Annotated in this window: 21 protein-coding genes; all 21 read right to left on the bottom strand. The window is 41.7% G+C overall.

Annotated elements, in window-relative coordinates:
- Positions 1-31: 31 nt before the first annotated feature.
- Positions 32-262 (bottom strand): SDR family oxidoreductase, encoded by a 231-nt coding sequence (locus tag IEW82_RS20230; protein WP_268237361.1) that lies wholly within the window; start codon positions 260-262, stop codon positions 32-34.
- A complete protein-coding gene (locus IEW82_RS20225) occupies positions 241-636 on the bottom strand; it encodes an SDR family NAD(P)-dependent oxidoreductase (protein WP_268237360.1) in 396 nt (131 codons plus the stop codon). Before IEW82_RS20225 ends, IEW82_RS20230 begins: the two co-directional genes overlap by 22 nt.
- Positions 585-782, bottom strand: coding sequence for a hypothetical protein (locus tag IEW82_RS20425; protein WP_373285719.1), 198 nt, complete (start codon positions 780-782; stop codon positions 585-587). Before IEW82_RS20425 ends, IEW82_RS20225 begins: the two co-directional genes overlap by 52 nt.
- 99 nt (positions 783-881) lie before the next feature.
- Positions 882-1,964 (bottom strand): mandelate racemase/muconate lactonizing enzyme family protein, encoded by a 1,083-nt coding sequence (locus IEW82_RS12140; RefSeq protein ID WP_188694414.1) that lies wholly within the window; start codon positions 1,962-1,964, stop codon positions 882-884.
- A 34-nt stretch (positions 1,965-1,998) separates the two neighbouring features.
- A complete protein-coding gene (locus IEW82_RS12135; RefSeq protein WP_188694617.1) occupies positions 1,999-3,747 on the bottom strand; it encodes a M28 family peptidase in 1,749 nt (582 codons plus the stop codon).
- A 105-nt stretch (positions 3,748-3,852) separates the two neighbouring features.
- Complete coding sequence (locus IEW82_RS12130) at positions 3,853-4,992, bottom strand: M20 family metallopeptidase (protein ID WP_188694411.1); 1,140 nt, start codon at positions 4,990-4,992, stop codon at positions 3,853-3,855.
- Positions 4,993-5,049: 57 nt separating this feature from the next.
- Positions 5,050-5,823, bottom strand: a complete 774-nt coding sequence (locus IEW82_RS12125) for an SDR family NAD(P)-dependent oxidoreductase (RefSeq protein ID WP_188694408.1) — start codon at positions 5,821-5,823, stop codon at positions 5,050-5,052.
- Between the two features lie 13 nt (positions 5,824-5,836).
- Positions 5,837-6,961 carry a CapA family protein gene (locus tag IEW82_RS12120; RefSeq protein WP_188694406.1) on the bottom strand — a complete coding sequence of 375 codons (1,125 nt, stop codon included), beginning with the start codon at positions 6,959-6,961 and terminating at the stop codon, positions 5,837-5,839.
- 44 nt (positions 6,962-7,005) lie between these two features.
- Positions 7,006-8,265, bottom strand: coding sequence for an MFS transporter (locus tag IEW82_RS12115; protein WP_188694403.1), 1,260 nt, complete (start codon positions 8,263-8,265; stop codon positions 7,006-7,008).
- Between the two features lie 478 nt (positions 8,266-8,743).
- Positions 8,744-10,816: a sigma-54 interaction domain-containing protein gene (locus IEW82_RS12110; protein WP_188694400.1), complete on the bottom strand. Its 2,073-nt coding sequence runs from the start codon at positions 10,814-10,816 to the stop codon at positions 8,744-8,746.
- A gap of 629 nt (positions 10,817-11,445) precedes the next feature.
- Positions 11,446-12,264, bottom strand: coding sequence for a carbohydrate ABC transporter permease (locus tag IEW82_RS12105; protein WP_188694396.1), 819 nt, complete (start codon positions 12,262-12,264; stop codon positions 11,446-11,448).
- Positions 12,264-13,166 (bottom strand): carbohydrate ABC transporter permease, encoded by a 903-nt coding sequence (locus tag IEW82_RS12100; RefSeq protein WP_188694613.1) that lies wholly within the window; start codon positions 13,164-13,166, stop codon positions 12,264-12,266. Before IEW82_RS12100 ends, IEW82_RS12105 begins: the two co-directional genes overlap by 1 nt.
- A gap of 311 nt (positions 13,167-13,477) precedes the next feature.
- Positions 13,478-14,758 carry an ABC transporter substrate-binding protein gene (locus IEW82_RS12095; RefSeq protein ID WP_229672580.1) on the bottom strand — a complete coding sequence of 427 codons (1,281 nt, stop codon included), beginning with the start codon at positions 14,756-14,758 and terminating at the stop codon, positions 13,478-13,480.
- Positions 14,759-15,200: 442 nt separating this feature from the next.
- Positions 15,201-16,775, bottom strand: a complete 1,575-nt coding sequence (locus tag IEW82_RS12090; RefSeq protein ID WP_188694393.1) for a response regulator transcription factor — start codon at positions 16,773-16,775, stop codon at positions 15,201-15,203.
- The gene (locus IEW82_RS12085; RefSeq protein WP_188694389.1) at positions 16,772-18,238 is read right to left on the bottom strand and encodes a sensor histidine kinase; all 1,467 of its coding nucleotides are present in this window, start codon (positions 18,236-18,238) and stop codon (positions 16,772-16,774) included. The genes IEW82_RS12090 and IEW82_RS12085 overlap by 4 nt, the downstream gene beginning before the upstream one ends.
- Positions 18,235-19,236: a sugar-binding protein gene (locus IEW82_RS12080; RefSeq protein WP_188694386.1), complete on the bottom strand. Its 1,002-nt coding sequence runs from the start codon at positions 19,234-19,236 to the stop codon at positions 18,235-18,237. Before IEW82_RS12080 ends, IEW82_RS12085 begins: the two co-directional genes overlap by 4 nt.
- A gap of 895 nt (positions 19,237-20,131) precedes the next feature.
- Positions 20,132-20,503, bottom strand: a complete 372-nt coding sequence (locus IEW82_RS12075; RefSeq protein WP_188694383.1) for a DnaJ family domain-containing protein — start codon at positions 20,501-20,503, stop codon at positions 20,132-20,134.
- Between the two features lie 93 nt (positions 20,504-20,596).
- Entirely contained in the window at positions 20,597-21,925 is a 1,329-nt protein-coding gene (locus tag IEW82_RS12070) for a bifunctional folylpolyglutamate synthase/dihydrofolate synthase (protein WP_188694381.1), read from the bottom strand.
- Between the two features lie 446 nt (positions 21,926-22,371).
- Positions 22,372-23,652 carry a bifunctional folylpolyglutamate synthase/dihydrofolate synthase gene (locus tag IEW82_RS12065; RefSeq protein WP_188694378.1) on the bottom strand — a complete coding sequence of 427 codons (1,281 nt, stop codon included), beginning with the start codon at positions 23,650-23,652 and terminating at the stop codon, positions 22,372-22,374.
- 58 nt (positions 23,653-23,710) lie between these two features.
- Entirely contained in the window at positions 23,711-23,956 is a 246-nt protein-coding gene (locus IEW82_RS12060) for a hypothetical protein (RefSeq protein ID WP_188694375.1), read from the bottom strand.
- Positions 23,957-24,226: 270 nt separating this feature from the next.
- Positions 24,227-25,597: an MFS transporter gene (locus IEW82_RS12055; protein WP_188694372.1), complete on the bottom strand. Its 1,371-nt coding sequence runs from the start codon at positions 25,595-25,597 to the stop codon at positions 24,227-24,229.
- Positions 25,598-25,671 lie beyond the last annotated feature (74 nt).

The following is a 25,671-nucleotide window of genomic DNA, read 5'->3' as shown; positions in this document are numbered from 1 at the left end:
CCCCTCCGCTTTCATTCTTGCACATTTATGATTACGCTTCTTCAAATGTCGAGAAAAGCTGTCCAGCCGTGTAGCCCCCATCACTATACAACTCCTGACCTATTATATAGCCAGCCTCTGTGGCATCTGCAAAATATAAAACGCCGTTGGCAATCTCTTTCGGCAATGCCGCCCTATGGATAGGTACTTTGGCTAATTTTTCTTGATGCTCCTTCTCAGCTCCAGTCGTTGTCAGCATACTTAAAACCGTTTCGGTTTCCACCAATCCCGGACAGATGGCATTGACACGGATCCCATAGGCTGCCCATTCAGTGCAAGTACACGCGTCAACATCACAAGTCTTGCTTTTGACGAGCTATAAGCAGCCACTCCAGGTCGTCCCATCCTCGCAGCTGTAGGAGCACTATTTGTCACTGAACCTGCTATTTTTTCCTTAATAAAATATTCAGCTACTGCTTTTGATAAAAAGAAAGGTGCTTTCAAATTCAAGACAGCCTCCCAATCCTTTTCACTTATCTCTAAGGCAGGCTTAGAAGGATAGATTCCCGCACAATTAACAAGATGATGAATAGCTCCAAATGTCTTCACAGTAAAATCAATGACTTTATAAAAATGAGACATATCATATAGATCCAACGGGAAAAAGTGGCATACTTAAACATAGCCTCCCGCTCTTTTCCCATAGTTTCATTTTTATCGACTACTACGCTATTTGCCCCAATATCATTAAACGCTTCAACAATTCCCTTACCAATCCCCGAGCTCCCCCCGGTAATAATCACAGTCTGTCCTTTTAATGCTTGATGTGTATCGCCTTGCCTCCATCTCCTAACCTCAAAATAGAAAATACAATGCAGATCTCTGAACTATTTACTTGACTATCAGCCAAGCTGGTCAAAAGCCGTTGTGATACCAATGCCGTTACAAGTTTTAGAAAGTCCCGCATTTCCCCTCCAATTCACATCCCCAAAGGGATCATGAGAAATGTAAAAAGGACCAACCATTTCATGCGCTCTGTTCCCGGATAACACCATCGATAAATGCAGATTTGCGTAGGTCCCTAATAAAGTATCCCACGGACTAATCAGAACACATTCGATGCCTGCTGCTTCAGCCACCTGGGCAATTTTTATGGCAGGATAGATGCCTCCACATTTAATCAGCTTGATCGCAAAAAGATCGACGGCTTCCCTTTTGATTAATTCTAATGCGTCATAATGATTATAAAGACTTTCATCAGCCATGATGGGTATAGAAACCGCTGCTCTTAAGCGAGCAAGTCCATCAATATTCCAATAAGGAACAGGCTGCTCAACATAATCGATATCATAATCAGCCATGGCATTGATCACACGTATGGCTTCGGCTACAGTATAGCCTTGATTAGCATCAACACGAATCGTAATTTCTGGACCTATAGCCTGTCTTATCTGTTTAATCGCTTCAATATCTAACCGACCATTTGCCCCAATCTTTACCTTTAAGGTGGTAAAACCAAGAGTGATTTTTTCTTTTGCGAGTTGGGCCATTCTATCAGGTGCATCACTTCCTATGACATAAGTCAACGGAATCTCATCCTTGTATGCGGCACCTATTAATTGGTAGATTGGCTTTTCTAAAACTTTTCCTTGTAAATCCCACAAAGCCATATCTATAGCCGACTTTGCTCCAGCCATATGCCCAAGGACCCCATTCATCCGTTTATGTATTTCTTGTAAAGCAAAAATACTTAGACCTTGGATAGCTGGTGCTAATACTTGATCAATTGCTATTTTCATGATATCTGCTGTTTCACCTGTAACAAATGGCAAAGGTGATGCCTCACCAATGCCAAATTGTCCTGTGTCCGTCATAACTTGAACGAAAAGATGAGGGTGATGTGCTGTCATTTTTCCATAAGTTGTATGGAATGTTTGCCTAAAGGGAGTTAACACAACTTTTGAATAGACTTGTGAGATATTCAAGCTATCATACCTCCTGCTTTTTGCTTGCTGATCTTTATTTAAGCTGGACTAAAATACTGTCAACAACACGCTTCGCCTGCTTTAACGTATAATTCACTTCGTTAAAATTTCTTACAAGTGCAGTATAACTAAATTGATAAGCATCGCTCTCCTTGTCTAAAGTTATTAAACGATCAATCTCTGATAGTTTTGGAACGGCCTGCTGATTTAGCGCCAGATCGTGGTTGAAAACACTATTCTTCACATAATTCAACGGAACAAGGAAGCGCGAAAGTGCCATCAATGCTTCGTTGACCCGTCTTATTTCCTCTTGATCGTTAACGGAAATTTCTGTGATTTCATCTTGAAGAGTGGTAACACTTTTTCTCAATTCATCAGCTCTTTTTAAGGAAAGAGATAAATCAAAGTGCTCTCCCGCCTTCTCTTGCCATTTTTGTAAACCTTCTATAATATCCTCTACCGCCGCTAGCTGATTAATAGGAATAAGAGCTTCTGTTAAGGTGCGATAAAGAATAAGAAGATAGACTTTACAGTCACGTTTGAGGTAATCAGGATCAATTTTATCTAATGTATCTTCTGTCGTATGCCACCACCAGCCGAAGCCACCTGAGTCTCCTGCTCCAAATAATTGGCTAAATGCTGATGCCGCTGGATTCGTAGCCGGTGGTTGTTCTGAGCATCCCATAAATAAGGAGGGTGTTCCAGTTCCCCAAAATGATTGATCCCCTGAACGACCAAATCGTGAGCCTCGAAATAAATCTCCCGTAAGTGCACCTATAGCCTCTCTTGCTAAGTCCCTCGTTTCCTTCATGCAATTAGATTCTGTCAGGACGGTGGCACCCTTTCCACCTGAAGAATCGACATTGACATGGAGCACGCAGTGTTCTGTAAGCTCTTCCCAATGAGCATCACAATACGCCGCCGATCCAGAATACCTACCATGTGAGTGTCCTGACCAAAACGCAAGCCGTAACGAGCGATGTAGCTGCTCCTTATATTTTGAAAGAAGACGCCCCACTTCAAGCATAATTGCATTGGCTGTCCCATTATCCATAACGCCATAGTGCCAAGAATCAATATGACCACTGAACATAACAAATTTATCCGGTTCCACGGTTCCTTGAATTTCGGCGATTAATGTGGGAATCGGACGGAAGCGTGTTTCTATTTCTGTATGCATCTCCCCTGTATTCTTTCCACTGCCAACCTTCTCTCTTAAGCGTTTCCCATTAGCATTGGTTATGGAGATGACTGGTATGTTTGGCAGGAGCTTTACGGTATCAGGAACAGGCGTCCCCCATACTGGTGAGACGATCATCTCATGTGTATAGTCGGCGTTAATGAAAATTGCCCCCTTAGCGCCCTGCTCTGTTGCCTTTTTTACCGCTCCTGGAGTCGCAATGCCGTCCATCAATACAATTTTTCCTTGAACATTATTTTCAGAGTAATCCGCATCTTTCCCAAGACCAAGATCAATAATTTCCGCTGTCAAATTCTCTGCTGATAGCGCCATTGCATGTGTAATACACTCAAAATCCACATCGTCTACTTTAAGAGCTGCTTTTCCTGGAAGGCTAATATAGCCATTGGTAAACTGGAGTTCTGTTTCAAATCCAACCGCTTCTAATTGTGCTTTGGCATACTCAAACGCTCTAAGTTCTTCTTCTGTACCAGACAGGCGAACTTCCTTGGCTATATTCCTTGTAAAGTCCATAAGTTGGTCTTTAGAAACCTCTTCTAAAAGCTGATTCTCCTTTTCAGTCACTTCTTTAAAAGCTGTCATTTTACTCACAATCCTTCCATCCTATTTTTTAAAGCCTATAGACACAGGGGCTGATGAAACAGATTAAAGTTTAGGATAATAACATCCACTCCTTTTAAGCAATCACTATTGTGACAATTCCTCTATTAATAAGGCGACTAACGCGCTGCGAATCGGCATTTCTGAGATAATTAAATGCTCATGCTTCGCATGGGCACCATCACCAACAGCGCCTAATCCATCTAAAGTAGGGGTAAATGGCGCTGTAAAATTGCCATCACTTCCACCACCTGTGGCTTTTTCTATTAACTGATAATTAAGCTTTTCTTTGGCAATGGTTTGGGCCTTTTTAAACATGTGTACAACCTGATCCGTCCGCTCTAATGGAGGACGGTTCATCCCTCCAGTGATTGATAGTGAAGTCCCTTTCATATGGGGCTTAATCGATTCAATCAATGGGGACACACGCCTATACTCTTGAAGAGTGGTCACTCTTAAGTCTATTTCTGCATCAGCATGGGCGGCCACAACATTCCGTGTTGTCCCCCCTTTTACTCTCCCGACATTAATGGTTGTTCCTTTGTCGTAATTAGTTAAACCATGCAGATATGAAATTTGTTCCGCCATTTCTTGAATCGCACTTTTCCCCTTTTCTGGATCAATACCAGAATGTGTGGGCTTTCCTGTAACCTCTAAATTAAACATGCCCACACCTTTACGCGCTGTTTTTAGTGCACCCTTTTCTGACATGGCGGGTTCTAGGACTAAGACAAATTTACTTTTCTTTGCTTCATCTTCAATCAGCTGACGCGAAGTAGGACTACCAAGCTCCTCATCGGAATTAAATAAGAAAACCACCCGTGATTTCACGCTGCGTTGCAATTGAGTTAAAGCGTGCAGGGCATATATTCCTTGAACCAAGCCACCTTTCATGTCAAAAATACCAGGCCCATAGGCTTTTCCCGCTTCAATCCGAAAGGGCATCCGTTCTAATTCACCCTTTGGCCAAACCGTATCAAAATGCGCAAGCACTAAAATTTGCTCCTCACCGCTGCCCCATTCTCCTTTGATGTGATTACCGTAGGTTTGATTAGGTATGACAGAGGTGCTCCCACCTGTTAGCTCCCGAAACGTATCAGCAATAAATTTCCCTGTTTTATCCGTTAACCGTTTCTCACGAGAAGGTGACTCTAATTCTACTAATGCTTTTAGTGTCTGTAGCAGTTGATCTTCTCTTTCTTTTAAAAAAGTATAAAGTGTATCCATATTGCCTTCATCACTCCTTTTTAAAGATTGTCAAGACTCTTATGCGAAAAAGGCGGGTTATCCAAGGCTAAGAGGTAGACTGGCATTTCCCGCTGAGCTTCCGCCGTCAATAATTAGTGTCGTTCCCGTTATATAGGAGGCTTTGTCTGAACATAGAAATAATATCGCTTCCGGAACGTCCTCTGGTCCTGATGTTCTTTGTAATGGAATGCCTCGTTTCATGATATCTACATATTCTTGTGAAAGATGACTCACTTGACTTCCTGGTGCAAAGCCAGGACTAACGGCGTTAATCCGTATGTTATAGGGTGCTAACTCCAAAGCAGCTGCCTTTGTCAGCATATCGATCCCCGCCTTAGAAACTGCATAATGTGCAGCCCCTAAACGCGCCCGCGCGGCAGAGCCTGAACTAAAATTAATCATTGTTCCATGAATATCATGCTGTATCATCAATTTAGCAAAGCTTTGAATGACCTCAAAAGCAGCTGAGAGATTAATGTCTATAACAGCATCCCAATCCTCACGAGTCATGTCTAGAAATCGTTTGCTTGGATAAATACCTGCACAGTTAATAACGATGTCGGGTGTTTCCCATTTTTGCTTCACTTCATCCACAAGCGCTGCAATCGAATGACTCTCTCTTAAATTCGTAGCATGAGTGAGTACCTCAACATTCTGCAGGCTTTTGGTTTGACACAGTTCTTTTAAAGGCGCTTCCCGGCTATCGACAAGAAAAAGCTGGGCACCTTGTTTGGCGAATGCTTTCGATGTCCATGAGCCGAATATCCCTGCAGCTCCGGTAATCAAAACGCGTTTCTCTTTAAATTCCATGAGTATCCTCCCATTAAAAATGAATTGGTGATGCGAGCTTTAAAGAAGCAACGGCATCGTTCTCTATACAAAGCTGTGTTTGTAATTTCTCTGAGTGCCGTTTTAATCGGTGTAGCACCTCTTTAGCCCGCCTCCCAGTTAAAAATTCTGGCTCCCCCTCACTATTTAAAGTTACGGGATAAAAATGAATGCGCTGCTTCTTCTTTTCTTCCAGGTTGATCTCCATAACAACAGCTTCCCGTGCCTCACCGGTTTCTAGGCTCATAACATCATATGGAGGATCTCCAACCTTTAAACGATGCTCACCTTTATTCCCCATTGAATGAAATAAAAAGTTCCCCAAGCTATAAGCAATAATGCCTTCATTATATTTTTCCACTCCATGAATAACATGGGGATGATGACCTAAAATAAAGTCCGCTCCCGCATCGATCAGTGCGTGCGCTAACGGGCGTTGATAATCTGCAAGTGGTCCCTGAAAAGCGGCACACCATCCATTTGGAACACCCCAGTGCATATTGACAATCACCACATCGGCTTGTCTTTTTGCCTGTGTTATCACCTCACACGCCATCTCTTGATCTTTTATCACAACTGATGTTTCCACCCACGGAGCCATTCCAGGCTGTTCATCCAATGTCATACTATCAATCCGAAATCTAGCTATAGCGCGAATGGGTGCAATACCGGGGCGACCAACGCCAGCAGCATAGCCTGTGGGTAAGGCGCTACTAAATCCTAAAATAGCAATCTTCGTCTCTTTCAATGTTAAATAGTGGGGACGAATGGCTGAAGCTAAGTCCTCTCCAGCCCCGACACTAATAAACCCCTCTTCCTGTAATAGCTTTTTCGTTTCTAGTATGCCTTGGCTTCCAAAATCCAGCGCATGATTATTAGCTAAGGTAAAAACATCAATACCACTCAACGACAGACTATTAGAAATGTCTGGATGTGCTTTAAGAGTAATAGCCTTGTCAGCTTTGACTTCACTTGTCGTTAGAGGAAGCTCCAAATTGGCAAGTACAATATCTTTTTGATTCAAATAGTCCCAAACATCATTCACTGCTGAATTTTTCTTTGTTAGCGGAAATATAGGAGCAAAATCACCAAGCCCAATAACCGACACTTTACTACTCACACGCCTCACCTCTCCTCTGTTTTCCTTAAGCAATCCCATCTATCTTAATCGATTTCCGCATTTGCCTTTTCCTTCATTCCCAAAATCACAAAGAACGTTATAATCCCACATATAATGACATAGAAGGTGGGTGAAATCTTATTATCTGTCCACTGAACGAGCGCTGTAGCAATGAACGGTGCTGTTCCTCCAAATAGGGCTACTCCGATATTGTAGCCAATCGATAAAGAACTATTTCTTACCCGTGTTGGAAAGACTTCAGCAAGCGCAGCTGGCCCTGGCCCTGCAAAACACACGATAAAAATAGCAAGAAGCAGCTGTGGCAAAAGAATAGATAGAAAGGAAGAACCAATGAGTAAGAAGAGTGGATAAGAGAAAACCGCTAATCCACCACATGAAATTAGGAGAAGGGGTCTTCGTCCAAAACGATCAGACAGTAACCCGGTAATCGGAATAAAGATCATCAGAAAAATAAGAACGATGAGATTTGATACTAAGCCATCCGCATAACTTAAATCCATTACTTCTTTGATATAAGTAGGCATATAAGTGAGCAATACATAGTAACAAACCGTCCATGAAATGGTAAATCCAATAGCAACAAATATACCTTTGGGATGTTTAAGAATTTCTAGCAAGGGACTTTTGCTATCCTTTCCTTCTGATAGGGTTTCTCGAAATTTAGGGGTTTCCTTTACTTGGCTCCGCATATAAAGACCAATAATACCGATAATAATCCCAATGATAAACGGTATTCTCCAGCCCCATGCATTTAAGGCCTTATCTGACAAGATGGTGACAAAAAGAGTCGCGATGAGCGAGCTCAAAAGCATGCCACCAATGGTACTGAATTGTTGAAAGCTCCCGTAGAATCCCCTTCTATTTTGCGGTGCATATTCTACCAAAAATGAGGTCGAGCTTCCCCATTCAGCTCCAGCCGAGAAGCCTTGAATAAGCCGTGCCACAACCAATAAAATCGGTGCTAAAACGCCGATCTGATGGTAAGTGGGTAGAATACCTATGAGTAATGTGCCTATCCCCATCAAAATAACAGATAGTGATAGAACTTTTTGCCTGCCAAATCGATCGCCAAGTGGTCCAAAAAAGAGCGAGCCTATAGGTCGCATGAAAAAGCCTACGGCAAACACAGCGAATGTTGAAAGAAGTGCAACAAAATCATTCCCTGGTGGAAAAAATTTTTCAGAAATGACAGCAGCAAAATACCCATAAATTCCCCAATCATAAAATTCCATTGCATTACCAATTGACCCGGCAGCAATCGCCTTTCGTGTACTTTTTTCCACAAAATTCCCCCCATTTACACTTTTTATCCCTTCACGCTTTTTAATAATGCAAATTTTGTGCCAAATTCAATTTAACCTCACTTTTGATCTCTTGAATAAGCATTCCCAAAAACCGAAAAGCTTGATAATGCCGCCATCTATACTTCTTTACCATGAACATACAATTTTATTTTTTTAATAGACTTTCATAAGAGCTTTATTACATATCAATTTTAAATTTTCTAATTTTTTGGTTCATTAATGTTTTTTACAATACCCTAAACACCCTAATTTATTTTTTTGATCGTATCATCTCATAAATAAAGAAAAAATTACCCATTGCCGGCTCCTATCCTCCGATGTAACCTTCCAAATCACAGACTATGGATGTACCGAAGGCCTAATAGTGAAGGGCAAAGTCTCTTTTAAGCTTTCATCCTTACATGACGTTTCAGATAGTACTAAAAAGTGCGGGAAATCATTATTCCCACACCCTTTTTTAGGAATCAGTGTATTTGAAATACCCTAATCGATTCTCAATCATCTCATGTAAAATCAAACCCTTTTCCAAAATTCGACTTCCTTGTCCCTTCAATCCTGAATAAATCAATCCAAAATCACTTAAAATTTTCATTCTGTGTCTCACTTGTTGTTCCGTTAAATAAAAATCTTTTTCATTTAAATAATCCACTACCCTACCTCTACCAATGCCTTTCCTTGTCATGTGCAATTCTTTTAGACAGGATAGAATCATATAAACATCAACCAACAGTCCTTCTTCCTCTAATGACGTAATGAATTCTTTTTCGACACTTGCATCGTATCTGGACTTAAATTGTTCTGGTAAGTCTTTTACATCAATCTGATTGCCCTCCATCACAATGGATATATATTGAACTACGTTGATCAATTCTCGTACATTTCCGGGCCAATTGTAATTGAGTAGCTTTTCCATTACCGCATCTGCTATCTTCGGCTGTGTTAATGAAAATTCTTTTATAAAGTGATAAAGCAGTTCAGGTATATCCATCTTTCTTTCTCTTAAGGGAGGAATACGCAGTGGCAGAACAAAGAGGCGATAATACAAATCCTCACGAAAGCGTCCTTCTTCAACAAGCTTTTTTAAATCTTTATTCGTTGCTGCTATTATTCTTATATCTACTGGTAAAATGCTTCTCCCCCCTACTCGCATGATCTGTTTCTCTTGCAAGGCTCTTAAAAGTAGGGTCTGCAAGCTCTTCGAAGCATCACCAATTTCATCTAGGAAAATTGTACCATTATGAGCAATTTCAAAAAGACCTTGTTTTCCTCCTTTATTTCCTCCCGTAAAGGTTCCCTCTTCGTAGCCAAACAACTCACTTTCAGCTAAAGACTCTGGTAATCCCGCTATATTTACAGGAACAAAGGGTCCATTTTTTCTTTCTGACATGGTGTGTATCGATTGCGCAAATAATTCCTTACCCGTCCCATTTTCTCCTAGTATTAAGACCGTTTGCTCCGTCTTCGCTATTTTTTTCATAACTGAAATGATCTCTTTAATCTTCTCGCTTTTTCCAATAATATCTTGAATCGTGTACTTCGTTGCTAACCCCTTTTCCTTCATTTTCTTTCGTATATCGTGTTCTAATTTTTGAATTCGAGTCACGTCCTGAAAAGCAGTGACTTCCCCAATATTCTTATCATTCATTGAGATAGTAGTCTTATTAACAACTATTTTTTTATCACTGATGGTGATTAACTGATTGTGCCTGGTCTCATCACCATCTTCCAAATCAAGCATAGGTAAAAGATCAGTGATTTTATTATTGAGCGACTCGCTAGTTAAACCTAATATGCTTTCAGCTGAACGATTGATATTAATAATATTTTTATCCATATCCGTTGCGATGATCCCGTCATGGACAGTATTCAATATGGCTTCAAGTTGGTGATTTAATTCCATTTCCCCTTTTAAGGATAAAGAAAGCTTCCTGCTGAGCTTAATAATTTCTTGAATATACCTTGCAGTATGCCTGTTAATTTTTTCCATATCAATATTTAATTTTACGGAGATCTCTACAAGAGAGGAAAAATCCATGGGACGAATGCCGATATCAATTATTCTTTTAATAGATGGGGGAACAAGTTCTAATAATGAAGGGGCAATAGCTACTTCAACCGTTTTAGGATAATGACCAGCTCCAGGAAAATAGGGATACAGCTTTAAGTTAAAACCGAGAGCATACAGCAATTCGACCATTTCATTGGCTGCTTCAGCTAGATTACTAATCGCAAGACATTCTGTCCCTTCTGGAAGAGAAATGAGCTCCTCAAGCTTAGCAATATTAATCGCTCGCCGTACAATCAGCTTTTTTTCAGGTGGACATGGAATATCTTCTATTAAAGAATAAGAGGTAGATAAAACAAGCGAAATTTGACGAATATCTTCAACCTGTTCTAATGAAAGAATCTCTAGTGCATTGTGAAAATAATTATGTAACTGATTGAAAAGAACATTGAAGGTTCTTTCGTCCTTTGTATATAGAAGAACTTTTGGCATTTCAATCACCCTTTCTTTCGTCTTGAAAACCATGCTATACCCCCAATTGAATTGATTATCTATTATATCAAAAAATTCTAACAGCACAGCTTTCCCTGCCTTCAACTGAATTTCTATGATGGCAAAATGCTTTGCGGATGATAAGAAAAATAAATCGAGCAAATGCCGGTGTTTGGGCATAGCACATCAGGGAGAGGCTTCATTGCCAGATCAAGTGAATGGAGCGCATGGCTTCAGCCCACTCTAAAATCATGTGTTCCTGAATCTCCACTGACTCATGATGCCATACTAGAGTCCTGCGGGAAGTGGAAAATCGGTAAGACCTTAGCAGTGCGAAGGCGCGAGGAGGCTTACCACTCCCCCGCGGAAAGCGAGCGGCCTGGAGCGGAAACGTGCACCGTCCTCATGAACAGAAATTTTATACTTTCTTTTCTTTCAAAAAAACCGGCCCAAAAGTAAAAATACTTTAGGCCGGCTTTCGATTTCCTAGTATAAACTCAATCCACATATCAGCTGACTTTTAACTCAAGAAGGGAAGAATGAAAGGAGTATTATGGCTTTCTGCTTAAAACAGAAGGGAAAAGTCTTCAATCGTAAATTTTAAAAAGAGGATATCCTAAAAGATAGACTTTTTTGGAATACCCTCTTTTAATCGTTTTATTTTACCCTTTCACAGAGCCTGCTAACATACCGCGTATGAAGTATTTTCCTAAAAGGATGTAGACCAGCAAGGTGGGTAAAGCAGCGAGAATTGCGCCTGCCATTTGGACGTTCCAGTGTACAACCTGACTTCCTGCAAGATTTTGCAAGGCAACCATAATCGGTTGCTTATCTGAGGAAGTGACTGTTACAGCAAAGAGAAATTCATTCCATATGTTCGTGAACTGCCAAATGGCGACAACCACAAAGCCAGTGACAGACAACGGCATGATCACATAGCGGTAAATTCTTAAGAATCCCGCTCCATCGATTTGTGATGATTCGATCAAGGCATCTGGAATACTGGCATAGAAATTTCGAAACATAAGCGTGGTAATCGGAATACCATAGACAACATGTACGAGAATTAACCCAGGAATCGTATTGTATAATCCGATATCGCGAATAAACTGGATTAATGGAATGAGAATACTTTGGTAGGGAATAAACATCCCGAACAAGATAATAATGAATACCCAATCCGCACCTTTAAACTTCCACTTGGATAAGACATACCCATTCAAAGATCCGAGCAATGCTGAGATCAAGGTGGCTGGCACGACGAGATAAATTGAATTCATAAAATTGGGCGCCAGCTTCGAAAAGGCTTCTCGGTAGCCTCCCCAATCGATGGCCTTTGGAAGCTGCCACATATGATCAAGGGATACTTGATCAAACGGTTTTAAACTCGTAACAAGCATGACATAGACAGGAATGAGGAAACAGATACCTATAACAATCAAAATAAGATAAATGAGACTACGTGAAATACTTCGTGGCATTAGGCATCCCCCTTCCTGCTCCTGATAAGATACGGCACGATAAAGATAGCAACCAAGACGAGCATAACGATCGCGATCGCAGCCCCTTGAGCATAGAAATTAGATTTAAACGTCGTCTCGAACATATTAACCCCTGGCATATCCGTTACAAAATTGGCACCAGGACCCGTCATGGTATAGATAAGATCAAATATCTTAAGCGAAATGTGAGCCATGATGATAATAACACTAAACATGATCGGCTTGAGTTGTGGCAGAATCACCCGCCAAAAGATCTGCCATTCAGATGCGCCATCAATCCGTGCAGCTTCTTTAAGCTCTTCTGGAATGCCACGAAGTCCTGCTAAAAACATGGCTAATGAGAACCCGGTCTGCTGCCATGTTGCCGCAATGACAAGCGCAATCACCGCTGCTGGAATGCCGAAATCGATCGCACCAATGTGTAATGACGGATAGACCGCCGTTGACGTGTACCATTTGAAATGAATGCCAAAATGTTCAAGTAATAAATTGACCCCCGAAGAAGGATTTAACACCCAGCGCCATACAACACCCGTCACAACAAAGGAGAGTGCCATTGGAAAGAGAAAGATATTGCGGAAAATAGCCTCACCCTTCAATCTCTGATCAATAAATATGGCGAGAAACATGCCAAGAACAACAACAGCGATGATAAAAAATAGGGTGAAGAAAATCGTATTGCGAATATCTGCTTGAAAACGAAAATCTTTGAAGATATATAAGAAATTATCAAACCCGGCAAAAGAGAAATCAGGTAAAAATGAATTCCAATTGCTTAATGACACATACCCTGTCCATCCTATAAAGCCATAGACAAAAATAGCAATGAGTATAATAGACGGAGCAATAAAAGCTAAAGCAAGCCAGCGGTCGCCAGTCATTCGTTTTCGCTTGCGCGGCTTGGACCCTAATGTCGTTTTTCTTGCTGGCGTCTTCTTATCTGTTAGAATCACTTCCGACACGTTGGATGCCCCCTTGATCAATCAAGATGTATATAGAAAAATGTGACTGCAAGTTTTTACATTAGAAAACTTGGCTTGTCGCCAAGCTTTAATGGCGAAAGTCAAAGTTACACTTATACTATCTTCCTTTATGAGCGTCAACGAAGTTGTACATTCTGATAGTATAAAAAATCCTTTTAAAAGAAATGCAAGGAAAGGGGCCACGATGAGCCCCCTTCTCTGCCAATCGATTATTTTAAGGATGAACTTGCTTGCTTCAATGAGTTAATAAAGTTACCAACGTTCTTTTGTGTAACAAAAACATTGACCGCTGTATCAACTTTTGTTAAAAATCCTTGAGGAGCTGCTGAACCATTTTCAAGACTTGGGACCAGTGCATTGTCTTTGAAATCGTTCATCGCATTTTTACTATATTCATCATATTTTGAAGCATCGGCATCTGTCCGTGCAGGAATTGAACCCTTTTTCGGATTAAAGGCATCTTGACCCTCAACAGAACCTAATTCTGTTAAATATTTATCGACTTGTTTTGAATTTTTAACGCCTTTTGGCTTTCCAAAAGTATCGGTAACAATCATGAATGAACCATCTGTATTAGGCGTATTCACTGCACCGAAGTCTTTTCCATAAGTCATATTTTTACTTGTAAAGTAACCTTTTGCCCAGTCACCCATGATATTCATTGCCGCTTTGCCATTTGCCACTAATTCATCAGCATCCTGCCATGCAAGTGAGCTGTGATCATCGTTGATGTAGCCTAGCATTTTCTTAAAGATTTCAGCTGATTTTTTTACGCCTGGATCATCAAAGCTAAGGTCACCCGTCCAAAGCTGTTTGTATTTATCTGGACCGAGAACACCTAACAAGACATCTTCAAAAATTGTCGTTGCACCAAGAGGTTCTTTATCCCCCATTGCAAGTGGTGTAATCCCTTTAGCCTTCAGTTTATCTGCCACTTTAAAGAAATCATCGAAGGTCTTTGGTGGTTGAAGGTTGTTATCATCAAAGATTTTTTTGTTATACCAAAGAACATTACCGCGGTGGACATCAACAGGAATCCCGTAGATTTTTCCATCCTTGCTAACGAGATCCATCAAATCTTTTGGAAATTTACCGTCCCAGCCATTCTTTTTATAGAGATCGTTAAGCGGTTGCATTTTTCCAGCATCAACATAAGCCATTAGTTCAGCCCCACCATGGACTTGGAAGGTTGATGGCGGATTGTTTCCTTGCATACGCGTTGCTAGCACAGCTTTGGCATTAGAACCAGCTCCCCCAGCCACGGCCTCATTCTTGACACCAATGTTTGGGTATTTTTTATTAAAGGCACTATTTAAAGCCTTTAAACCATCTGCTTCACCACCGGCTGTCCACCAGCTAAAGATTTCTAGCTTGCCATTATTACTAGAGCTGCTGCCGCTTGAACTTTTAGAATCAGAATTTCCACAACCGGTAAGTATCAGTGCAAGAATAACAATAGATCCTAAAAGCAAACTCAGACCTTTTTTCACTTTGTATTACCCCCTCTTATTTTTAATTAGAGCGCTACCAAAATCAAGGTTTGGCTGTAAGCGCTTAATTAATAATATAAAGGATAGACCTTCCCTTGTATTTTTTATCTGCTTCACTTTTTTGCCATTCATCTGCACTTTTTTGCGATCGGAAATGGAGGACCGAGGACCATAGAGGAATACTATGCTTCAGGACATCACGGGGAATGAACTAGTGGCTAAAACCGTACATCTATGTAACAGTGCCGAAGCTGGCATAGCCTGTTGTGATTTTTGCAAATCACATACTTAGGTTGGCGCCAAGCATAGCGAAAGTCAAAGGTGTTCTGATACTATCTTTGCATGCGATAGGAAGTTAGAAAAGCCGAGCCCTTCCGTTAGCACTTGAAGGTGTTCGGCTTCTCCATGACAAAATACCGCCTGTCCAAAGACTTCTTCTTTCCTAAAGCTCTTTTGTTCCAACCTCCTCCTGTCGATAGCCTGTGGGTGACAGATTCGTCCACTTTTTAAATACTCTACTAAAATAATTCGGATCGCGATAACCGACCTCAAAACAGATTTCCTTCTGTGATTTGTTCGTTGTCCGCATCAAAACCTTTGCCTTTTCAATTCGAATCTTCGTTAGATAATCAATATAGGTCATTCCAAAGTGTTCTTTAAATAGCTTACTAAAATAATATGGGCTGAGTTGAACCTGATTGGCAACATCCTCCAACGAGATGGATTGATCATAATGCGACTCGATATACGTCCTTGCTTGAAAGAGGACACCCTCAAGATCATGTGTTTGCCAATGGGCAATTTCCTCAGCGACTTTTAATAACCTGGCTTGTGCAGATTCTCTTAAACGTTGAAGTGTCGTAGCAGATGATTTTTTTATTTCAATAGATACACCCATGTCCTTTAACATCCGTGATAGCACCACCCACATTTCCCATAGGCTTTCTTTGACCTGCTTCACATCGCGATGATAGCTTTCACTTAAAAGTGTGAAATAAGAATGAAAAGCAGTCATAATTTCTTCAACCTGTCCATTTTTAACAGCGGTCATAAGCTGTTGTTCATATTCAGCAGCATCCTCCATGCCCTTTTCTTTATTCCCCAATAACTGATGATAATATAAGTAACGGACATTCTCGTTGGTTTCCTCCAAAGCCACTAATGCCTCATTATAGGAATCAACATACGCCTTGGCCGAATTGACAGGTGTCCCGATGCCAATATTGATCAATGGATTCGCAAAGGTTTTGTCGAGTTCACGAATTAACACCCTCGCTAAGTGAATCGCATGGGATTGAGAACTATACTCTAAAGCGGATTGGCCAAGCACTAATACAGGAATTTGACTGTCCGCCATCGGTCCTGCATATCCCCTATTCCCATGTTGGAACCATTGTTTTATCGCTTTATAGATCTGTTTTTTCAAGGGCTGGGCTTCCGATGTATCGGGAGCATTGACTCTGATCACCATGGCATAAATCTCTTGCTCTTCGGGGTTAAAGACAGATTCCCATTCTTCATTACTCACCTCTTGAATATGATCGAAAAGAAGGGCAGATACCCATTCAGATTGTACAAAAGATAAGGCCTTCTTATAGGAGTCACGAATAGCTTCATTTTCCTGCTCACTCTTTCTTTCTTGTTGGATCTCTTGAGCCACACGCTGGATCGTTTCTAAAATTTCCGTCCTCCTGCTCGGTTTAAGCAGATATTCCTTCACTCCTTCACGCATCACTTGCTTCGCATAATCAAAAGTATTATAGGCAGAGACCATGATGAATTTTACATCGGGCAAGTGTCGACGTATCTGTTTGACCGCTTCCACCCCGTCAATTCCAGGCATCTTAATATCCATCATGATGATATCAGGCAATAAAGCCTGCGCTTGTTCTATGGCCTGTCTCCCGTTGGCCGCTTCACCAACAACAGTAAGTGCAGGTAAGCTATCTTCAATCATCTTTCTAAGCGCTTCTCTTTCTATACTTTCATCATCAACAATTACTAGCTTTAGTTTCATAAAGAAATGCCCCCCTTATTTTCTTGACCGTCCTTCTGAGGTATTTTAGGTAGTCTCAGCCTTATTTCAGTTCCTTCTCCTTTTTTAGTACGAATGGTGAAAATATCCTGAATACCGTAATAAAGCTGCAGGCGTTTCATCACGTTAATAAAGCCAAGACCTGTTGATTGACTATCCCCCTGTTGCTGCTCTTTACGCGCTTCTAATCTTTCTAATCGCTGTTTCGTCCCTTCATCCATCCCTACGCCGTTATCGCTGACTGAAATGTATACATGAGCAGCACCATTGCGAATCACCAGGCGAATGAATGCTCCCTCCTCGCGCGATTCAATCCCATGATTAAAGGCATTTTCAATAATCGGCTGTAAAATAAGATTAGGCACTGACGTATCCATGGCAGCGCTATCTGTTTCGATTTCAAAGCGGACGCGTTCTCCAAACCGCGCTTTTTGTAAAAAAAAGTACTCTTGGATACTCTCGACCTCTTGCTGCAGCGTTGTCGGCCTATCTAACGTTCGCAGGTTATGGCGAAGCATGATGGCTGTTGAAGTAATCAAGTCACTTGTCCGCTCAGCCTTTTCTAAATAAGCGGTTTTGGACATGATATTTAAAACATTAAATAGAAAATGAGGATTGATTTGACTCTGTAAATTTTTCAATTCCATTTCCTTTAGCAACTGATCTAACTTTGATTTCTGCTCTATCTCCTTGATTAACTTGCGAATATTTCCACGCATGTCATTAAACGTTGCTGCTAAAAAGCGCATTTCATCCCGAGTATTCGCAATAACTGGTGGCCCATTAAAGTTCCCTTTGGAAATCTCCCTAGCGGCACGCGTGAGCCGACCAATGGGCCTCGTGATGCCTTGAGAGAACCATAAAGCAAATAGAATGGCCAAAAGAACAGCTGCGATAAACATGGAGATACCCATTGATTGATAGAAATGATTTTTCTCATTCAGGTCATGATAAAAGCCTTGATAGTGAGTCAGCTCACTGTTAATTAAAGTTAAGGTCGCACTTTGAATATACTGCTTAATCTTCAATACTTCTGATAAGTGCTCTGAATAGACATCGACCTTTTGATTCTGAAAAGCATCCGATACAATACCACTTTCATCAAGATAGCTTGTAATCATATTCATATAATTATCAACATCAAGCTGGTTCGCATCATCTTTAATGCTCTTGGACAAAGCATCGGCATCATCCTGCAATTTTTGTCTCTCATCTAAATAATCCGCATAGTATTCCGGGGAATGCTCTACCATATAATCATTTAATTTGATATACACTTGATTAGTTGTTTGCGACACCTTATTCAATAAAAAATACCTTTGTAAAAACTGATCATATTGATCAACAGTACGTTGCCCATTTTGAAACAAAAAGTAAGCCACGGCATTCATTAACAAAATGATCACCAGAAAAAACAGCATAAGCTTTGTTCGAATCCGCATCATTTCTTCTTCACCTCAGCATCTTTGGTTGAAATAGGGAGGTCTGAGGCATGTAAAATTTTCGAATCCGTATAATTTAAAGGCTTTACTTGTTTCCCTTTCAAAATATCGAGCAGCATCATCACGCTTTTATACCCCATTTGGTAGGGCTCTTGACTAACGGTCGCATCAATATTGCCCTTTTTAATTAATGCTTGGGTATCCTTCAGCGTATCAAACGCCATGATATACGTATCCTTCTTACGTGCTAATTGCTCTACAATGGCCGAGATCCCAGTGCCATCAAGCGCACTTGTACCAAAAAAGGCATTGATTTTAGGGTACTTAATCAGCATGTTATAGGTTTCCTCGGCCGCCCGTACACGCGTGATATGCGATTCCTCAACATCTACAATGTGGACATCTGGTGCTTCGGAGATAGCCTTTTTAAAGCCAGCCACACGTTGTTTTTCATTAGCAGAATCAAAATTGCCTGTCACCACTCCGACTTCAGCCTTTCCATGGGTTGCTTTGACCAATGCTTTGCCTGCCTGATAGCCTGCCTTAAAATTATTCGTGCCTATATAGGCAACACGCCGACTGTTAGGATCATCGGAATCAATCGTTATGACCGGAATTCCCTTTTGAATCGCCGCATTGATGACAGCAGTCATTTTGGGATTGGGTGTTCCTTGTGTAATAATCCCATCAACCTTGGCAGCAATCGCTGTATCAATCGCATCAATATGCTCCTCCATATTCGTCTGAACAGGACCCTTATATTCAATAGCAGCATCGATCTTCGCCCCAGCGGCCTTAGCACCCTCTTCAACAAGGTGCCAGTAGGGGTTGTCCATCTCTTCTGGAATAAGAATAAAATGATAGGCGGGGGATTGTATGGGTTTGCCGTCTGTTAAACGCGCATTATTATTAAGCGCTTTCAGATAAAAGTAAATGGATAGGGAAAAAGATATAATGAAACAGATGAGTAATACCGAAATAATGACATAACGCACACGCATAAATCAACCACTCTCTATCCTTTTTTGTCTTGATACCCATATCATGCCTTAATCTTCTTTATTGGTAAAGTAAAAAGGATATTTAAAGCCAATTTTTACATAAATATGGTATTCGATATTAATTTTAAGAGTAGCAGCTCGTTTATTTGTACACCTATCGCCAATACCAAAGCGGTTCCTTTAGCAGGCGTGCTCCAACACACCTCTATTAGACAACCGGCCCAAAGCATTAGCCCATTAACTAGAAATGGTAAGAGTAGCCTTTTGTTACTTTGAAACAGGCATTTGTTAACTTGTCTCAACCTTTTGTTACGCTCACCTCTGAATTCGGAAACTTGACCCACTTCGCCATCCTGATGTATTTTCAAATCAAGCGCTAAGTAAAGCAGCAAGTCTCATGGTGGTACAGGTCAAAAGCCCGAACTTATAAGGGTTTCGCAAGGCTATAAATGCTAAGGATATAAGAAAACCGGGTGAAAAGCATGCCCGGTCCTTGTCTGGTACAGAGCATCATCCAATATGAAAGAGGCTTCAGTGCCTGGTCAAGTGGATGAGAGCGCAAAGCGCGAGATTCCTTCGGGAACTGCACGTGTCCGAAGATCCACTTGGGAACCTCACTATATTATTCCCAAGTTAGCTGAGGCCACTAAGGACGATCGGCTAAAAACGTCACGTCCTGTGACAACGCCGACCCTACCCACATCGTGTGGGCATGAGGAAAGCGAGCGACCTGGAGCGGAATCGCGCCCATCCTCATGACCAGAAATTTTATACTTTCTGATCTTTTAAAAAAGGTGCTGCCACCAAAGACGTTGACTCGCTTAACTCGAAGCAGCAGGCTTTCAAGTCATCCCGTCTTCCTTCACTCATGGCACCACCTTGAGAATACTCTCGTTTATTTTATTTTTTGATTAACTTGTTCTTCATAACGTCGATAGCTTGGATTCTGGTCGAGCTGTTTTCCGTGCACAAGCTTTTCAAGCATTAAGGTTTTTTCATTTAACTTTTTCTGAAGGGTGTGACGTTCAGAAGGATCCTCACATACCTTTAACAGGTCACGCAAGCTCAGAATCTCTTTATTAAGCTGTTTTTCATCCGTGATTAGACCGGCATTCTTTAAAAGCTTATAGCCCATTCTAAGCTCAGGGGGTATGGCAGATAGATCTTCGAGCTCCAGCGGTTTACCCTTTCCAGGAAGATCGTCAAACACTCCCTTTTCCATCGCACGCTTGATTTTATCTTCTGCTATCATACCAATGATATCCATCAAGAGCCTCCTTTCACTTCCCGCCTTACATCTAGTGTATTAAAAATGTCCTCAATAGAATAGTGCTCTTTTTAGATGTTCGACACATTGTCATTACCGGCCAATATTCCTGAGCGAATGTCCTAATAATAACTTGGCCTCGCCGACGGCCGTTTGTGTGCCTACAATCAAAATAAGCTCTGGTGCTTCTGCCTTTGCATATGAAAGTGCCCGCTGCAATGGTAAAATCTCTTGACTCGTTGCGTGATAGCGCTTGGCAACGGCTAAAGCAGTCTTGGGAAACTGTTTATGGGAATGCTCTGGAGCTGTCACAATCAAGGCCGTAGAGAAGCTTGCACAAACAGCGATAACGCCAGGATAATCCTTGTCCTCTGACACTGCAATGAGCGTCATAACAGATGCCGGATGCAGAGCGTGAACGATGCGCTTTAGATACTCAGCAGATTCACGATGAATCGCTCCATCCAAAATAATCGTTGGCTGCCTGCAGACGATTTCACATCTCCCCGGCCATTGCACAGACCTAAAGCAAGCTTTCACCCTATAATCATCCAACTTACCGCCCGTTATCGCTTCAACCGTCTGAATAGCTACAGCCGCATTGTCTGCCTGAAAGTCCCCAAGCAATGGCAATCTCAAGTGTGGGTATGGCTTAAGCTTAGTGTGCACATCAAAACGCGTTCCCTCCGCTGTCATACGAATATTTTGGGCACTAAACGCTATATTAAAAGCATGCACCTGCTTATCCTCCCACGCCTTCATCTCCCCAAGATTTAGTCCCTTCTGTCTGCCAATGATAACCTGCTGGGTCATCGCTTTGACAATGCCCAGCTTATGCCAAGCAATATGCTTTAATGTAGGACCCAGCTGTGCCTTATGCTCCGTCATAATCGGTGTGATCACTGCCCATGAATTTGCCAGCACATTCGTATCATCAAAGCGACCACCACGACCACACTCAATGACGACAATATCTGTTTTCTGCTCTTTAAAATAAAGCATGGCAATAGCTAGATTGATACCAATAGGTCCTAAATATTTGGACTTAGGAAGCTGATCAGAAATCTCAAGAATGAAAGGACGAATCTGAGTCATCAGCCGGACAAAATCAATTTCAGGAATCGCTCTGCCCTCGACACGGATCCGTTCCGTAAAACTCACAAGATGCGGAGAGGTAAACAGCCCAACCCTATACCCATGATGGCTTAATAGCGATGAAATTAAGCGACTCGTAGATCCTTTCCCCTTGCTTCCTGTCACAAGCACAGTGGGCATTCCCTCATCTGGAGACCCTATTGCATCTAATAAACGCCGAGTTAAAGCAATATCACGGGTCACCGCATCATCAGCTTGAGGAATATAGGGCTCAGCTTTAAGAAAAGAGCGGTAGACGAGAGCCTCCGCTTCATGCATGGACATCATTTTATTCACTCACCACCGCAATAACCATTTTATTCGAAGCTTTGGCTTGCACCACTTCACTGGGTACTTCTAAAGTGATTTTACAAATCACACACTTAGGTTGCACCCTATGGGTACTCCTAATGTGATTTTACAAATCACACACTTAGGTTGCACCCTATGGGTACCCCTAATGTGATTTTACAAATCACACACTTAGGTTGCACCCTATGGGTACCCCTAATGTGATTTTACAAATCACACACTTAGGTTGCACCCTATGGGTACCCCTAATGTGATTTTACAAATCACACACTTAGGTTGCCGGAAACTTAGTGGCGAAAGGCAAAGTGTCACTTATACTTTCATCCTTTGAGAGCGTCAGCGAGGTTATAAATTCTTATCGTATTAACAACGCTCTAAATTCTGAAGCATTTTCGGGTCTGATTCACTAGCTGCGGACTGGCTTAACGAATGAGCTGCTCTCGGACAGCGCCCACAAGATATAATGAACCTGTGACTAAAAGCACTTCGGATGCTTTTAAGCTCGCCCGTGCCCATTCAAGCAGCTTTCCCAGCGATGCATCATATTTATAGTTCAACCCTAATTGTTGAAAGGCCGCTTCCACTACCTGCTGACTTTGTCTTCTTTCTAAAAAGGGAGATGGTGCAACCAAATACAAAGCTTGTGGAAAATGCAGCGCTTTTAACATCTCCAGGCTATTTTTACGTGACGCAAAGGAGATGACAATGATAGAAGGCTCACAATTTAAACAGATTAAACTATCATGCAATGTCGCCAATTCAAATGGATTATGAGCACCATCAAGAATCACTGCACCATTGCCAAAGGAGAGCCTTTCTAAGCGCCCTGGCCATTTTGCTTGAGCCACCCCACATCGCATGGCCGAGTTGGGAATGTTATAGCCTAAGGCGCGCAACGCTTCAATAACACTAATGGCATTGCTCGCATTTTGATATTGATGTTGCCCAGGAAGACTAGGCATAAGCTGCTTAGCTTCAATGGTTTTACTCTTGAAATTCATGGCCCCCTCGCTTGCTTGATAGTCATAATCCCTTTCAAAAAATGTAAAAGATTTCTCTAGCTCCCTCTCTAATTTTCCCATTATTTCCCGGGCAATTGGGTGACGCATCCCACAAATGACCGCTTGCGTTTGCGGCTTGACAATGGCTGCTTTATCGATCGTTATCGCTTCTATCGTATCTCCAAGTAAATGCATATGATCTAAAGTGATTTCAGTTAAACACGCAACGAGAGGATTGAAAAGATTCGAAGGGTCTGCTGCACCCCCAACCCCATTTTCAAAAACAACCAGCTTGATCCCTTTTTCTTTAAACCAAAGCAAAGCGATGAGTATCATCATATGCATGTGCCCAACAGCCTGGAGGTCATCCTGGGTCAAGGTCCTTTTAATACGATCAACCACCTGAATAAATTCTTGCCGAGAGATATTGTGACCCGTAATAGCAAAGCGCTCTTCATAATCCGCCAAATGCGGCCCAGTAAATAAGCCATGTTTAAGACCAGCCTGCGTTAACATCGAAGAAATAAAAGCTGCTGTCGATCCCTTCCCACATGAACCTGCAATTTGTACGAAGATAAAGTGGTGATGATAAATAGCGAACCGCCTGAGGAGCCGTTCCATCACCAGCAAATGCCTGCCGTCCCTAGGCGTTTTTCTCGTATAAAAAGCTTCTAAATATTGAAGACATTCCTGGTGATTCACTAAAGCATTCTTCCTTTCAAAACAACGCTACATTCCACTAGTTCTATCGTAGCTTGTCCTAAAGCCGTTGGCAATCATAAGTTATAGAAATAGATTCCTTTAATTTAGCTCTATCAATTGTTAGGCTAAAATAGAATCCCTTAAAAATATTGTTCAAATTCAGGGCATAACCAATCATTCTAGGAAGGACTTTTTTGTTTAAAAAGAGTGATCTCATGGTTATTTTCATTTTATTATTCACCGTAAGTGCCTGTTCAACAAGCGGAACGCCTGAAAAAAATTCACTTGCCCAACCGCGATCCATTCAATGTCTTTTGGATGCAAGGACTGATGCCAGAGGGAATGCAACAGCAAAGACACCGTTGAAGGCCCCCAACAGTTAAAAGATGTATTTAATACTCTAAAAGATATAAAGGCAAGACACATTTCAAAGCAAGCTATAAAAAAGGAACTCCCTCAATTAAATTAGTGTCCTTCACCGCTCATTAATACTTGAGGGAGAACGAAGCTAACCGGAGCTCACTTCTAGTCAAACAACTAGCCACCCAAAAAAAGGGTGGCTAGTTTCGCATTATTAATGATTGGTTTGTGGAACAGGTCGCTTTTGCTTTTTGGGTAAGCGCAGGCTGAGTGCTAAGACCACTAAGCTTCCTATCGAACACACCCAGACGACTAAGTGAAAATGAGCGATATCCAAATGTGAACTAAATAACAAGCCAAGAATAGTGGACGAAGAAATCGATCCTAAATACCGACTCGTTTGGAATAACCCCGAAGCCGATCCCGTCTCTTCAGGCGTGACATAATCGTATAGAGCCGTTTGCATCGATATATTATTAAAGCCATTACTGATGCCAAGCACAATCATGATGATAATCAACCACCAAAGCGGTGTGCTATTATGCAGGGTCAGTAACAAAAGCGTCCCCAACAATATAGCGGTTCCCCCTGCAACAAGCGGCGGCTTCGAACCTTTCCGATCAATCCAGCGGCCTGTCATAGGGGCTATGAAGACCGCACAGCCAGCCATGGCCAGCATGATCAAACCTGTTTTTCCTTCGCTATAGCCCCTCACCTGCTGTAAAAACAGTGGCAAGCCGAAGAAATAACAGTAAAAGACAAGATTAATGCAGATAAATTGTAGATAGACAAAGGATAGGTTGGCATTGCTTTTCAATGTTTTCAAGTCGATAAACGGATCATGACGGCGACGCTCATAAAAATAAAAGGCAATAAAGGCCACAACTGCAACCGGTAGTGCCCACCAACGCGGGCCATTCTCAATCGACAATAAGAAGAGAATGAGCGTTACGATGCCAATGACGAATAACAGAATCCCTACAAAATCAATGCGTTTCAGCTCAATCTTCCCTGTTTTTTGACCAGGTAAAACAAAGAGGGCTAACACAAAGGATACGATGATAAAAGGAAAATTGACCAAAAAGATCGACGGCCAATCCCAAGATTCAATTAAAAAGCCACCAATTGAAGGACCAAAGGCGGCAGATATGGAAGCGAAAACTGAAAGGGTCGCCAGCGCCTTCCCTTGTCCCACAGTAATCTGGGTCCGCACCATTGACATCCCACTTGGAAACAGGGTCGAACTCCCGATAGCTTGCAGAATGCGGCAGACTAATAGCCAACCAAAATTAGGCGCAAAGGGAGCTAAGCTTGAGGACAAGGCGACAATAATAAGTCCAGCAAGGAATAGCCGCTTGGGGCCAAACATATCACCAAGCTTGCCAAAAACAGGCTGTCCTGCAGCGCTTGCTAAATAAAAGGCTGAGATCAGCCATGAAGCTGTCGCCACGGATAAAGCAAACTCGTGCTGCAAGCGCGTGAGAGCAACCGAGATCATCGACGAATTAAGCGGATTGAGTAGTGTACCTAAACCGACGGTCAATACAAGCAGCCATGGTTTAGGGTTTTGCATTGTTCTAATCATAAAAAATCCATCACCTTATTCTAGTATAAAACCCAATAGAACTATCATACGCAAAAAAAGGGGATGGGAAAAGT

Origin of the sequence: Pullulanibacillus camelliae, assembly GCF_014642655.1 — a bacterium.
Taxonomy (GTDB): Bacteria; Bacillota; Bacilli; order Bacillales; family Sporolactobacillaceae; genus Pullulanibacillus; species Pullulanibacillus camelliae.
Note: the sequence above shows the minus strand (reverse complement) of the source record. Positions and strands in the feature narration are given on the sequence as shown.